At 42.5% G+C, this 14,810-nt stretch carries 11 protein-coding genes and 1 pseudogene; 3 read left to right on the plus strand and 9 right to left on the minus strand.

Features of this window, described 5'->3' with window-relative positions:
• Positions 1-132: 132 nt before the first annotated feature.
• From obgE to H6G14_RS20210, 3 genes are all read right to left on the minus strand, one after another.
• On the minus strand, positions 133-1,161 hold the full coding sequence (gene obgE, locus H6G14_RS20200; protein ID WP_190569094.1) for a GTPase ObgE: 1,029 nt from the start codon (positions 1,159-1,161) through the stop codon (positions 133-135).
• 319 nt (positions 1,162-1,480) lie between these two features.
• Positions 1,481-2,155, minus strand: coding sequence for a Mo-dependent nitrogenase C-terminal domain-containing protein (locus tag H6G14_RS20205; protein ID WP_190569095.1), 675 nt, complete (start codon positions 2,153-2,155; stop codon positions 1,481-1,483).
• 100 nt (positions 2,156-2,255) lie between these two features.
• The gene (locus H6G14_RS20210) at positions 2,256-2,840 is read right to left on the minus strand and encodes a Uma2 family endonuclease (protein ID WP_190569096.1); all 585 of its coding nucleotides are present in this window, start codon (positions 2,838-2,840) and stop codon (positions 2,256-2,258) included.
• 216 nt (positions 2,841-3,056) lie between these two features.
• Here H6G14_RS20210 and H6G14_RS20215 point away from each other — a divergent pair, with 216 nt between their 5' ends.
• Positions 3,057-4,385, plus strand: a complete 1,329-nt coding sequence (locus H6G14_RS20215) for a hypothetical protein (RefSeq protein ID WP_190569097.1) — start codon at positions 3,057-3,059, stop codon at positions 4,383-4,385.
• A gap of 66 nt (positions 4,386-4,451) precedes the next feature.
• Positions 4,452-5,534, plus strand: coding sequence for a class I fructose-bisphosphate aldolase (locus tag H6G14_RS20220; RefSeq protein WP_190569098.1), 1,083 nt, complete (start codon positions 4,452-4,454; stop codon positions 5,532-5,534).
• Positions 5,535-5,790: 256 nt separating this feature from the next.
• Here H6G14_RS20220 and H6G14_RS20225 read toward each other — a convergent pair whose 3' ends face one another.
• The 5 genes from H6G14_RS20225 to H6G14_RS20245 form a co-directional block, all read right to left on the minus strand.
• Entirely contained in the window at positions 5,791-7,029 is a 1,239-nt protein-coding gene (locus H6G14_RS20225; protein WP_190569099.1) for a tetratricopeptide repeat protein, read from the minus strand.
• Between the two features lie 107 nt (positions 7,030-7,136).
• Positions 7,137-8,852 (minus strand): serine/threonine-protein kinase, encoded by a 1,716-nt coding sequence (locus H6G14_RS20230; protein WP_242053492.1) that lies wholly within the window; start codon positions 8,850-8,852, stop codon positions 7,137-7,139.
• A gap of 360 nt (positions 8,853-9,212) precedes the next feature.
• Positions 9,213-11,789 (minus strand): polynucleotide kinase-phosphatase, encoded by a 2,577-nt coding sequence (locus H6G14_RS20235; protein WP_190569100.1) that lies wholly within the window; start codon positions 11,787-11,789, stop codon positions 9,213-9,215.
• A 54-nt stretch (positions 11,790-11,843) separates the two neighbouring features.
• Positions 11,844-13,229, minus strand: coding sequence for a 3' terminal RNA ribose 2'-O-methyltransferase Hen1 (locus H6G14_RS20240; protein WP_190569101.1), 1,386 nt, complete (start codon positions 13,227-13,229; stop codon positions 11,844-11,846).
• A gap of 127 nt (positions 13,230-13,356) precedes the next feature.
• Positions 13,357-13,773, minus strand: a complete 417-nt coding sequence (locus H6G14_RS20245; protein ID WP_190569102.1) for a ketosteroid isomerase-related protein — start codon at positions 13,771-13,773, stop codon at positions 13,357-13,359.
• 57 nt (positions 13,774-13,830) lie between these two features.
• Here H6G14_RS20245 and H6G14_RS20250 point away from each other — a divergent pair, with 57 nt between their 5' ends.
• Entirely contained in the window at positions 13,831-14,409 is a 579-nt protein-coding gene (locus H6G14_RS20250; protein ID WP_190569103.1) for a TetR/AcrR family transcriptional regulator, read from the plus strand.
• Positions 14,410-14,640: 231 nt separating this feature from the next.
• Here H6G14_RS20250 and H6G14_RS20255 read toward each other — a convergent pair.
• Positions 14,641-14,810: pseudogene (locus tag H6G14_RS20255) on the minus strand (photosystem II q(b) protein); the annotation flags it as partial.

The following is a 14,810-nucleotide window of genomic DNA, read 5'->3' on the forward strand; positions in this document are numbered from 1 at the left end:
TTTTACAGGATTCCTGGGAAATGGTGGTTTTATGAACGCAGAGGGACGCGGTAGACGCTTTTGCGGCTTGCCGCAGGCTGGTTAGCGCGGAGGTACGCAGGGTTTTTTTACGAACCGCTCGCTATTTTGCTGCTAACTAAAAACTTCTGCTTCCTCAAGAGCATTTACTTGGTCAAGAATCCCCCAAACTTCTTGTAACATTGGTTCTAAGCCGGTGCGAGTTACCGCAGAAATTAAGAAAACTGGGGCGTGAGAAAGATGATTTAATTGGGTGGCTAGTGCTTCTAAGTCTACAGTTTCCCTGTCAACTGCATCAATTTTATTCAGGGCTACAATCTGCATTCGCTCACTTAAACCCCGTCCGTAAGCTTGCAATTCCTGCTCAATTGTGTTGTAGTCTCTGATGATATCGTCACTGGTAGCATCAATTAAGTGCAGGAGTACTCGCGTCCTTTCAATGTGACGTAAAAAGTCATGTCCTAATCCCGCACCGTCGGCTGCACCTTCAATTAAGCCGGGGATATCGGCAAATACTGTTCCATCTCCTGTTGGTTTGCGTACTACACCCAAATTTGGAATTAGTGTTGTAAAGGGATAGTCAGCAATTTTCGGACGCGCTGCTGATAAAGATGAGATCAAAGTTGATTTACCTGCATTGGGTAAACCAATAATTCCTACTTCCGCCAATAATTTCAATTCTAAACGGAGTAGCTTTCTTTCCCCTGGTAATCCTGGGAGAGAATATTCTGGGGCGCGGTTACGGTTACTCAAGAAGTATTGATTTCCCAAACCACCTTTACCACCTGCTGCAATGATTAGCTGTTGGTTAGGTTTAGTTAAATCACCAAGTAAATCACCTGTTTCCGCATCATAAATTGTTGTTCCGCAGGGAACCTGGACGATTAAATCTTTGCCGGAAGCGCCTGTACAGTTATTGGGGCCGCCACGACCTCCATCATCCGCTTTAAATATATGCTTGTATCGGAAGTCTAACAGGGTTTGCAGATTTTCCACAGCAACGAAAATGACTGAACCACCCCGTCCACCATTTCCACCAGAAGGCCCGCCAGCAGGTACATATTTTTCACGCCGGAAGGCGACGATACCATCGCCACCTTTACCAGCTTCTACTTCGATTTGTGCTTGGTCGATAAATTGCATAATTAGTCAATTGTCAGTAGTCAGTTGTCAGTCGTCAATGCTTATTGGTTAGTCGTTCGTTGGAATGCTCTCCATTGATCATGATGTCTTCTTCACAACGTAACGCATCAGCAAAAGTTTATGTTTGTTTAGTTTATCTACTTAACAGGTTACGCCTAAGTAGTCACTCTTTGCCAGTGTTGAGTACCGACTTTTAAGTGGGGAGCAGGGAAGCGGGGGAGCAGGGGAGCAGGGGAGCAGGGGGAGCAGGGGGAGTAAGGGAAGCAAAGAAGAATAACTATGGAATATTGACAACTGACAACTGACAACTGACAACTAACTAAATATAAGGCGAAATGTCCTCTTTACATTCATCTGCCAAATAGGAGAGGGCGCGGAAACGTAAACCTACGAGTTGTTCATAGAGTGGGTTGATTTTACATAAGGGGGGAATATGAACAATTTTGCGTCCAAATAGGGTGACATCCCGTTCAAAGGGGCATTGAGGCGGAATCATTTTACACAAGAAACGGGCTACTCTGGGGTCTTGAATGTCTAACCCATCTAGCCAGTCACGGAGGGGGTCAAGTACTTCTAGCGGGGGGGCGTGAGGTGCTACTAGCCCAGAAGAATGTGTTGGTTCTTTGACTATTAAAGTTTGGCGTAGGGCTTCCAGTATGTCCTCTGGTTCTCCTAAGGCTTGACATAACTGGTGCAGTACTTGATCTTCGCTGGCAGAATAGGTACCATCTGCGATCGCTACCATAACAGCTGTACGCAAAAAGTTTTCTGCTGCTGGTGTATTCTTACCCAAAACCGTCGCTAATTCTTCTGGTGTGATTACTTCCAGTGAATCCCACTCGATACTAGGGGCTAATTGATCTTTGGTAATGCTGGCAATTGATGCTTTTTCTTGCTCATCAAAGTTACCATCAGCCCAAGCTATTGTCAGCAATCCACGCAACCAAGCGGCTATTTGTTCGCTACTGTAGGGAGAATGAACGACACTTGTCATAAACTCACGCTTCACCAATTCAATACTAAGTTAGCTTTCATGAGGCTAAACTGTTAAAGGGCTAACTTCCCAAGTCTTAAGCTTTGTTTTGCGATCGCCTTTAATTAGCAGCTTGATGTACTTCAAATGTAACATCTTCATAGACGTTAGCGATCGCACAACGCAAATCTACACTAGCTATATGTATCTCTTCTCCTTGTCCGTAGGGATAAAGTACCCATTGTCCTTCGGAGTTGCGGCGAAAACACTCTACACTTTGGCGATTTTGACTCACGAGTACATACTCTTGTAATGATTTGATTTGGCGGTAGTGAGCAAATTTCTCTCCTCTGTCAAAGGCTTCGGTGTTGGGAGATAAGACTTCGATAATTAAGCCAGGATAACGGAGAAAGTTATTAAATGTTCTATCTCGCTGGTCACAAGTAACGGTAACATCGGGATAGTAGTAGATATCGAGTAACTCGATATGGACTTTAGTTGCTGAGATGTAAGTCTGACATCCGCTTCCGCGCAAATGATTTTTCAGCATAGAAGCCATATTCAGAGAAATGACTACATGAGTATTACTCGCCCCCGCCGTTGCGTCAATCTCTTCCTGGCGATATGCAGGCCTGATGGAACTGCTGTCCTCTGCTTTGAGATATTCTTCGGAGGAAATATAGCTAGAACTGGGAGTTGCAACCATTTGTTAGCACCTTGTGTAATGTCTTGTATCTAGTTTATGAAGAACTCATAATTGAGGACGCTGCTCATCGCCCCGCCAAAGGTAACACAACTCGTTACCGAGGGCTGATTTTAGTCAACTTTCTAAATATATATTTTTACAAATCTAGCTATTGCTAGATGCTGTGATTCTCTTGGAAGTCTTAATCTACAACTGTTGCACCGTAGAAATAGACCTGTGGATGAGATATTAGAGCGATCGCACGAACTTAAACAAGCCTTAATGGATTTTGTTCTGGATGCGGAGGGTGACATAGCCCAAGCGTTAGAAACCTATGCAGCAGAAAGGTTACGCCGTGGTAGTGGGGATAATACACAGCAAGACTTAACAATTGACAGCTTTTTGATTGAGGGAAAAGTTGGTGATGAGTCGCCACTAGATTTATTTATCGCTAGTCAGGTAAACTTATCAGAGAGCGATCGCCATCTTCTCAACAGTTGGCATCGTAGTTTTATGGGTTTATTTGCTATTAGTCAAATTTTACCTGATGGCTTGGAATTGCTCAACTGGTTAACGAATAAATCTTATATCGTTAAGCCAAATAATTCCCAAATGTTACAAGCAATTGAACGATTAAAAATAGGCGAGATTTTACTAACTCGCATTGCTCCTGTTACCGATAATTATTGGACATTTTCTAGTCCATATATATTGTTAGGTAAATTGGGCAAACCAAAATTAGCTGTAGCTATTGGTAATTTTAAAGAAAACTATAAGAATCATCTTTACAGTGATGCGCCTGATGTCCTAGAAGCAGCCTGGAATTCTGTATATCAATATCATCAGGATTTTATTGACTTTTTTGGCAGTGATGAAATTACTCTACCCGGATATCAACTTAATAAAAAAATAGCTGATTTTCAAGAATTAATTACAGAGAAACGTTTGGCAGGTTTAGGAATTGATCAGACAAAATCCCTGAGTGAATTAGCAATAGAAGCTGGTGTTCAAGAAGAGGATATTCAAGCCGCCGTTAAAGAAACTGGTGCAGATGTCAAGATAGTTTCCCAGATATTAAATAATAAAAGTGGTAATACCAAAATGGTAATGCCAAAAGTTGATTTACCTGTGGAACTGAAAAAAGCGGAACAAGTAACAGCTATTTCTCATCCCCGTTGGGGACAAATGTTTTTACCAACATATAGTAAATTTCAATCTTTATTATCAGCAGAAGATTGGCAAAGTGTTGATGGGGCTGAGAAATTAGTTCGCTATTATCTGGAAAATAAAAGTATTAATGCGTTTATTTGGGATCGTTTAGCCGAACAGTATCCAAGTTCCTTAGAAAAAGTTTTACAAACTGTGTTACAACGCCCAGATTTCAACATTAGTAATGACTTGGATGCACTTTTACAAGAATTTAATAAACCTCTTGAACCAGACTTACCAGATATTGCTAGTGTGCCGATACACCTGCATGAATTATTTCAGGAAGCAGTTGCAGAAGTTCACAAATCTAAGCCCAAAGGCAAGATACCGAAAAAGGCAGAGAAAGGTTTCAAGTAAACATTTAAAACTAGTAAGATGCTATCTTGAAAGCAAAATCATTTTCTCAGATTTGAGGAAACCCTTATGACTACCACACTCTTAGAATCTAATTCTATCGAGTCATTGCTAGGGCATGAAGCAGAAGACTTGCTGACGTACAAAGCTAAAGTCTCTCAAGACTTATTACATCTACCAGGCTCTGATTTTATTGATCGAGTTTGGTTAAATAGCGATCGCAATCCTCAAGTCTTGCGAAATCTCCAACAGCTTTATTCTACAGGTCGTTTGGCACATACTGGCTATCTTTCAATTTTACCAGTAGACCAAGGTATTGAACACTCAGCCGGAGCATCTTTTGCACCCAATCCTATTTATTTTGACCCAGAAAATATCATCCGTTTAGCAATCGCTGGTGGTTGTAATGCTGTCGCTACAACTTTAGGTGTATTGGGTAGTGTTTCGCGTAAATATGCCCATAAAATTCCTTTCATTGCTAAACTTAACCATAATGAATTGTTAACCTTTCCCAATCAATTTGACCAGGTATTGTTTGCTGATGTAGAACAAGCTTGGAATTTGGGCGCTGTGGCTGTGGGTGCAACAATTTATTTTGGTTCCGAACAGTCCACCAGACAAATTCAAGAAATTAGCCGCGCCTTTAAACGCGCCCATGAACTAGGGATGGTGACAATTCTCTGGTGTTACTTGCGGAATAACGCTTTTAAACAAGACAAAGATTATCACCTGGCGGCTGACCTCACCGGACAAGCAAATCATCTAGGTGTAACAATTGAAGCCGATATTATTAAACAAAAGTTGCCCGAAAATAACAATGGCTATGGTGCAGTAGCCAAAGCCACAGGTCAGAGTTACGGCAAAACTAATGAAAAAATCTATACAGATTTAACCACTGACCACCCCATCGATTTAACGAGATACCAAGTACTCAATTGCTATTGTGGACGCGCAGGCTTGATTAATTCTGGGGGTGCATCCGGTAAAAATGACTTTGCAGAAGCAGTCCGCACCGCAGTTATTAATAAACGGGCTGGTGGTACAGGATTAATTTCTGGGAGAAAAGCTTTCCAGCGTCCTTTTGAGGAAGGTGTGAAGCTGTTCCACGCGATTCAGGACGTTTATTTGTCGCCAGAGGTGACGATAGCTTGAGTCAGCACTGATTAGTAATAGGACTTACGCACCGGGGTTGTCTGTTGAGACTGGGTATAGGGGTGTAGGGGTGTAGGGGTTTAGGGGTTTTAAATTGACAACCCTACACCCTTGTCCAAACTCTTGATATTTCGTTTTCATGCGTAAGTTCTAAGTCGGGGCTGTCCATAGTCAAGAGTCCAGAGTCAAAGGCCGGCTTGGACTGTGGACTTTTGACAATCTGAGTGCGAAATATACAATTTAAATGCGTAACAGCTTAGTTTTTTTGCAGTTCCATCAGCAGATATGTATAGAACTCGTAATAGGGTCGAACTGAGGCAACGTAAGCAGTACGTAGTTCTTCGTTAGCTATTTTGGCTCGTAAATCTTCAATTATTTTAATAGCTGATTGAATATGTGTTTGGGCTTGTTGTAGATTACCCCGACTGTGTTCTAAGGCAGCCATGTTAGAGAGAGTGACAATTTCCCCTTCTGTGTCCCCCACTGCACGGCGTATGGGTAAAGCTTGGTTATAGTATTTGAGCGCTGCTTCCTTGTCTCCGAATGAGTTGTAGATACCACCAATATTGTGCAGGATAGTGGCTTCTCTTCTGCTTTCACCCACTGCGCGGATTATGGGTAAAGCTTGATTGAGGTATTTTAATGCTGCTTCCTTGTCCCCTAATGCGCTGTAGAGAGTGCCAACATCGTTGAGGGTACGAGCTTCTATTTTTTTGTTCCCCACTGCACGGCCTATGGGTAAAGCTTGGTTGAGGTATTTGAGGGCGGCTTCCTTGTCTCCTAAATCAGAGTAGACTCTACCAATATTAATGAGGGTGCTGGCTTCCATTCCCTTGTCCCTCACAACACGGAGTATTGATAGAGCTTGGTTGAGGTATTTGAGTGCTGCTTCCTTGTCTCCCAATGAGTTGTAGATACCGCCAATGTAGGCGAGGGTGACGGCTTCTATTTTTTTGTCCCCGACTGCACGGCCTATGGGTAAAGCTTGATTGAGGTATTTAAGAGCTTCTTCTTTTTCTCCTAATGAGCCGTAGATTAAGCCAATATTGTTGAGGGTGGTGGCTTCTTGTCCTCTGTTCCCAACTGCACGGAGTATAGGTAAAGCTTGGTTGTAGTATTTGAGCGCTTCTGGCTTTTCTCCTAATGAACCGTAGACCAAGCCAATATTGTTGAGGGTACTAGCTTCTGAGAGTTTATCATCAACTTGTTGCCAAAGCTTGAGTGCTTCTTGGTATTTTGCGATCGCTTGTCGCAGTGATTCTCCTGTCCCTTGTTGTTCTAGCTGCATCCCCTCTTGAAAAACCCGTTTTGCAACAGCGCGAGCCGCATCTTGTTGAGTGGTTTCTGGCTGCTGTGCTATCTGTAGCCCTTGCTTTCTCAGTATCGCCCCTACAGCATCAGACGGTAAAACCGCACTCAGCAATAAAGTTAAACTGTAGCAGGTCAATTTTGGTAGAAACCACCAGCCAATCCCCTGATTATTTGCACTCCCCATGATTTGTCAGTCTCAATCACAATATATTGGCTTAGTAATTGCGCTAATCGTCCGCATCCTCAACCCAGACCAGTAATAAATTATTCCTCCTAACCCCTATATTCTACTTAGCGAATATTCACTTCTGGTAGTTGAATTTCCGACTGTATATTACCAACCTGAATAACTGAATTATGAGCAATCAAAGACTTAGCCTTTTGGATTTGTGGGCGTAGTTTTTGCGTGTACTTGTTGAGTTTAGCTTGTGCTTGGGCATAAACTGGAGTGCCTTCAGGAATTTTGCGGAGGTAGTTGACCGCATTATCAAAGTTACCCGCTAATGCTTGTTTGCGCGCTTGGTGCAAAAAGTAGGCGGCTCTAATTTGTTTTTTCTGGTTGTATTCAGCCAGTTTTTGTTGTACTAAAGCACCAGCAGAACTTTCTTGAGGAATTTGACGCAAATATTCTAATGCTGAAGAAAAATCTTTAGCTTTGGCTTTATCATAAGCTTTAGCTAATAAATTTTGTGTTTGGGCTTCGATATTGATATTGGCTTTCTCCACTACATCTTTAACTTTAGATTGCCAATATGAAATATTAGGAACTTCGCTTGCAGCCACAAAAACATCTGACCATCTACTCTCAAGTAATGCTTGTTCAGCTAGGGAATATTGTTTTGCTGCTGTTTGCCATTGCTGTTGCCATTCGTCGATAGTGGCTTGAGCATCTGGATATACATTACTATGAGAAGGTATGAGTTTAGCTAAGGCGATCGCTTGTTTTAAATCGCCGTCTTGATATTCTTTTGTCGCTTTATATAAAATTTCTGTCTCGGTGTTGGCTGGAGAAGTACTCAGCAATGAATAAGTTCCCAGTCCCATTAATAAGGTATTAACCGCTAGTCCTACCTTCATTCCTGTGATTAGCGGCGATGGTTCAGAATTAGGTTCCTGCCTATATTCTATCTGTTGTGTTTGCAAAAGTTGTGGCAAGGATGTTTCCCATTTCATTTGTTGGAGGATACGCAACACTTCCGCCGCAGACTGAAAGCGTTCTTGAAAATTGTAGCGAATCATTTGGCTGAGAATTGCCGCTAGATAGTCACTCACAGGCGTATCAGCAAAACGCCAAATAATTTCATTACTATCAGGATCTATTTTTAGTTGCAGTGGTTCCAACCCAGTTAAAGCCTGGATAGCAATCATGCCTAAAGCATAGATATCACTATTAATTTGAGTTTTACCAATAAATTGCTCTGGTGGTATATATCCCAAGGAAGTAGCCGGAACCTGATAGATAGATAATTGTTCATCTATACCAAAATTAACTGACTGGATAGAACCAAAGTCAATTAAAACTAATTTGCCATTAACAGCACGTCTGATTAAATTTTCTGGTTTAACATCGCAATGAATTACACCTTGCGAATGCACAAACTGTAAAATACTTAATGCGTCTTCTAAAAATGTAATAACTTCATCTTCGCGCCACAGAGAACCCCAATTTTGAGCAATTGGTAATTCCGCCGTTAAAGCGTGTCCGCCGACGTACTCTTGTACTAAGTAGAAACGCTCATTTTCTTCAAAACAAGCAATAAAGTTGGGAATCTGGGGGTGTTGTCCCAAGTGCTTGAGGGTTTCAGTTTCTGTCAGAAAACGTAATCTGATTGTATCTAGCTGACTAGAGTGGAAACTGTTGACCTTAAGTTGTTTAACAACACATTTAGGTTGATGCGGGTAATTGATATCTACAGCAATGTATGTTTGTCCAAATACCCCTGAACCCAGGTTTTGAACAATTTGGTAGCGTGCTTGCAGTACTTTACCGATCATGTGGTGGTTCATGAGCTGGTTACTGAGTTAGTCCTTATATAAGTATTCTCTTGACTGTCTGGTGTTTCCGGAAGAGCCTAAAGACAAATTACTATAAGCTCGACTTTATTACACTGCGTATGTCAGTTGTTAGTTGTCAGTTGTCAGTTGTTTTGAATCTGGTTTAATACACCATCTTAAGAGTGGGTGGTTTGTACATATCTTTGTACGGGCGGGTTCACTAATATTGTCATGGATCAACAATGATTGCTCATGAACCCGTCCTTACTACTGACCACTGACAAAAACTTTATCCTTTTATGGGTGGAGTTTTTATTTTGAATTTTGTAGCTTTAGTTTCCCGTAGGGTATTTTGAATTGATTCAAGAGGTGCTACAGTCGTGGATCGACAGGTTCACTTTCTAGAGCCAAAATTCCAAACACGCATTCATGTACATGACGTAAAGGAGCATGGGCAACAAATCGCTCTAATGCTTCCACACCCAAGGCGAACTCTCGCATGGCCAAAGAACGTTTCAGAGATAACCCTCGTTGGCGTAGACGTTGCAAGTTCTCTGGGGCTGAATATTCAGGGCCATAGATAATTCGCAGATATTCCTGTCCGCGACATTTCACCGCAGGCTGCACAATACCCCGACTACCTTTGACGATAAATTGCATGGGTTTGACAACCATACCTTCACCCCCGACTTGGGTAAGTTTTTCCCACCAATGTACCCCTTCAGCTTGGCTACTAGGGTCAGTTAAATCTATAACTTTGTAAGCGGTAGGAAGGAGTAAATCCGGGTCTGATTGGCAGATTTGGGTAATTTGTTCTATGTGCCAACGATGGTCTTTGTCGATATGCACCGCTTCCTCTGTAGCGAGGATATGAAAGGGGGCTAGTTTTAAGTCTCCAATATCGGTGACATCCCAGCAGTAGCGACGGTAAGCAGTGATGTACTGATTTGCCATCTCTGCTCGTTGTTGGTAGTGAGTGAGTTGGGTAGTAATATTGAGGCCGCGATCGCTTGCTTGTTGTAGTAATTCTACGGCATCATTGCAAGCTAGGCGTGATGCTACACCCACTGGTGCATATTGCCCTTTTATTAATCCTTGGGCTTTTGCTGACCAGGGCATGAGTTCACAGTCCAAACATACCCAATCTGTATTAAATGTTTCCCAAAATCTGCTGTCAGTCAGGGCAGCATTTACCCGCGCCAAAAGTTGCGTTTCTAATGTTGGCTCATCAAAAAATCTCCTACCTGTGCGGGTATAACAAATACCAATACCTTCATCCACTACACCAAACCGTTTCTCGGCCGTTGCTAAATCTCGGCAAACAACCACAATAGCCCGTGAACCCATATGCTTTTCTTCGCATATAACCTCCGTAATTCCTTGCTTTTGGTAGTAGACGAAGGCTTGGGATGGGTGTTCCAGGTATCCAGGCTCTGAGGAGGTTTCCACCGGGGACATGGTGGGAGGGAGGTAAATCAGCCATTGAGGATTAGCAGCAAAACGGCTCATAATTTCTAAAGCTGCGATCGCATTTTCTTCCCTAATGGTGATATTTGGTTGTAGCTTGGTATTGATGATGCGCTTACCTAATACATCCTCAATATTGAGAACATCATCAAATTCCTGCTGGGATGTCCGCGTCATACTGTTATCAACCAAAGGTTTCACGGGTTCACAGTAAACCCGCGCCGCAGGAACACTCACCAGTTCCTTTTCGGGATAACGCAGGGCTGTCAGTTTGCCACCAAACACACAACCTGTATCGATATCAATAGTATTATTTAGCCATTCCGCCTCAGGTATAGGCGTATGTCCATAGACTACCAGCGCCTCACCCCGATAATCTCCAGCCCAGTTATAACGGACTGGTAAACCAAACTCGTCAATCTCACCAGTACTTTCACCGTACAAGGCAAACTCCCGCACCGCACCAGAACCCCGTCCCTGCATTTCCTGTTTCATTCCTGCGTGCGCTACTACCAAGCGTCCGTCATCAAGTAAGTAGTGGCTGACGAGGGAATCGAGAAAATCTGTCAGTTCCTTGGTGAATGGTGTGCGGATTGCTTCTGGTAACGCTGCAATTTCATCTAGGGTTTGCTGTAACCCATGACTTGCTCTGACATTTTTACCTCGTAGTTTCCGCAAGAGCTTGTTTTCATGATTACCAGGAACACAGATGGCTGTACCTGCCGTCACCATGTTGCGTACCAGCTTGACTGTATCTAAAATACGTGTCCCCCTGTCTACCAAATCACCAAGGAAGACCGCTTTGCGTCCTTGGGGGTGGTAGTAGGTGGGAGCGTTCCAGACTGTATCTTCAATTCCTTTGCTTTTTTCATAGCCTAATTGCTGGAGTAAAGCTTCTAGCTCATCACAACAACCGTGGATATCCCCGATGATGTCAAAGGGGCCGTGTTCGTGTTTTTTGTTGTTCCATAGGGGTTGGAGTTCAATTTCAACGTTGGCGATTTCCTCTGGTGATTTGAGGGTATAGACGTAGCGGAAACCCTCTTTTTCTAAACCACGCAAAGAACGCCGTAACATTTGGGTGTGACGACGGACTACATGGGAACCGAATTGTCTGTCACTTCTTTGTTGATTACGTTCGTGGCATAATTCTTCTGGTAGGTCAAAAACTATGGCCACTGCAAAGCAATGATACTGCTTGGCCATTTGCAGTAAAGTCTTGCGGTCTTCTGGCTGGACGTTAGTTGCATCTATTACTGTTAATTTACCTGCGACTAGGCGTTTAGTAGTTATATAGTGGAGGACATCGAAAGCATCCCTGGAAGCAGACTGGCTATTTTCATCATTGGAAACTAACCCACGACAAAAATCAGAAGATATCACTTCAAACGGTTGAAAATGCTGACGTGCAAATGTCGATTTACCTGCACCAGAAGCGCCAATCAGGACAACTAAAGATAATTCAGGAATAGTAATTTTCATAGTTATTAATTATTAGTCAACAGTCAACAGTCAACAGTTCTCTCCCTGCTCCCCTTACCTATTAATAAAAACCGCCATTTGTGTAGGTGAACCAAATTCTGGGTCTTCTTCTCCTATATGTTGAAACTGGACTTTATAAGCAAAGCGTTCTGTGATTTTATTTGCCCAATTTTGGAATTGCGATCGCGTCCATTCAAAGCGATGATCTTTATGGCGCAGTTTCCCTGCCGGTAGATTGGCAAATTTGACGTTATATTCAATATTTGGTGTGGTTACTATCACTGTTTTCGGTTGAGAAAATTCAAATAAAACTCGCTCAAATGCACCCAAACGTGATAAATTAAGATGCTCCATCACCTCAATCACGGTCGCAGCATCATAACCATGAAAGCGTTTATCTTGATAAGTCAATGCGCCTTGAATTAATTGCAAACGTTCCCACTGGTTGCGGGGAAGACGCAAGCGGTCTAATCTTTCTTTGGCAATTTCTAGTGACCTGTAGGAAACATCTACACCTGTAATTTGCTCAAAAAAGCTATCTTTCAAAAGGATTTTTAATAAATTACCTTGTCCACATCCCAAATCGATAACGCGCCTAGCATTGCTTTGTTTTAAAGCAGCAACCACCCCATTCATACGCTTTTGGTTTAAGCTAATTGGCTTTTCTACCGCCGCTTCTTCCTCTGCGTGGGTTTCTTCCACACTATCAGGGTCGGGATTATCTTCCTCTGCTAACTGTGCTAAAGCAGTACGAGTTAAACGGTGCTGTCGTTTGAGGTAACGTCTGGTGATTTGTTCTCGCGCTGGATGTTGCGATAACCAACCCTCTCCATGACGCAGTAATTTTTCGATTTCTTCTTCGTTGACCCAATAGTGTTTCTCATCATCTAGTACCGGAATTAGGACGTAGAGATGGCTTAACAAATCACTCAAGGGTATGGTGTGCTGGAGTTCAACTGTAAAATATTTACTATTTCCCCAATCTGGGAATTTTTCATCTAAAACGTGACCTTGGGCGCTCACACTGTAACCCAAAGGCTCAAATAATTGTCGAAGAAAACCTTCACCACCACGACAGGGTAAAACCGATAGTTTCGCCACCAAAGGTAGAGGCGTTTGGGCTAATTCTGGCTTATCCTTACTACGTCCGCCTAAAGCTGTACTAAATACCTGTGCGATCGCTACACTCATAAAAGATGATGCCACATAAGGGCGATCGCTCACATATTGTTCCAATGTTGCACCTTTCCCCCGCACCAACTTCACCGGGTCAACATCCAACAACAGCGCCGCCGTGCATTTTTGTTCATTCGCTTCTGGATAAAAAACGTGCGCCTGTCCAAATGACAGGGAAAACGACTGACAACGGTCTGGGTGCTTATGGAGTAAATAGCCTAACTCCGTCGCTGGGGAATGGGTGATGGTGATGGTGAGCAGCATTCACTTATTTAAGTGTTAGTTATTAGTTAATAAATACTGCTCCAAGGTAGGCGATTACTGAAAATTCGTAAACGGCTGGGCTTGTGTACATCCATGAACGAACAGCACATCGCCTAACTAACATTAGCTAAAACTGTGGTAACATTCCAATCTGCTGTAATAAAGTAGCAAGATTGTAATAGTCTTTATTAGTTTTGATTTTTCCGTTTTCTAGATTAATAAATGTCACGCCCCGCACCTCAATTATTTGATGGGATGCTGGTACATTATGAAATGCTTCCTTATGAGTCCCTTGCATGACCCACTCTAACGCGCCATTGGTTTCTGATGCAAAACAAGACTGTACATTCATTTTTAAATCAGGTAATGCTGTGCGAGTAGCGCTAAAAAAGTCTCTGAGTTGTTCTTTACCTTTACTCACCATACTAAACGCCACATCTTCGTAGTAGCAGTCCTCAGCAAAAAGCGAGAGAAACGATTCTACATTTCCTGAAGACCATAAATTTGCCCATTGCAAAAGTAGCTCTGTATTTGCGTTACTCACTTATTTATCTTCTCCATACTGTAGCGTATGGAAATAGATTAATAGCTCAACAAATAAATGTCAATACGCTGCCGTATGGAAAAAAAACAAGAAAACATCAAGCTGGAACGACAGGACTGGATTAATGCTGGTTTAAAAGTTTTGGCGGAGGGGGGAATTGAAGCCGTCAGAGTAGAACCACTTGCAAAGTTGATCAAGGTAACAAAAGGTAGCTTTTACTGGCACTTCAAGAACCGAGATGATTTATTGGAAGCAATTTTACAGGAATGGGTGAAAGGTGAAACCAATAGTTTAATTGAGCGAGTCGAAACAATAGGTGGGGACGCAACTACTAAATTGCTACATTTATTTGAATTCGCAATTCAAATTGACGGTCGATTAGAAAATGCAATTCGCGCATGGGCTACAAAAGCTGCAAATGTTGCCGATATCATGTTGCAAGTAGATCAAAGTCGGCTAAATTACACACAAAATTTATTCTTGCAAGTTGGCTTTACACCTTTAGAGGCGAAAGTCCGCGCTCAAATGGCTTATTACTCACTGGTTGGTGAATTTACGGTGGGAACAAGACCGAATCAGGCTGAACGTCTAGCAGAGGTCATATTTGAACACGCTATCCTTACTAGACGAGATTAATCATGCCATATTAAGGCGATCGCCTCTTTTTAACTACACCACTGAACAATAAAAATCTAGTGTAATACCAATTCAAAATTCAAAATCAAGACAGGACAAGCGTTTGGGGCTGTATATCTATCGCATTCTTTTTTCAAATTGGTATAATTTAACCTTTATTAGACATCACTCCAAAACAAAAAAGCGTCTCCTGAAAAGGGGACGCTTTTTTATTGAATTAAGACTTGAGAATTAACCGTTGATAGCAGGAGCGCTGATAGCAACAGGAGCAACTTCACCAGCAGCCAAGTCTAGGGGGAAGTTGTGAGCGTTACGCTCGTGCATTACTTCCATACCCAAGTTAGCGCGGTTGATGATGTCAGCCCAGGTATTGATTACACGACCTTGTGAGTCGATGATGG

The organism is Nostoc parmelioides FACHB-3921 (assembly GCF_014696625.1).
GTDB classification, from domain to species: Bacteria; Cyanobacteriota; Cyanobacteriia; order Cyanobacteriales; family Nostocaceae; genus Trichormus; species Trichormus parmelioides.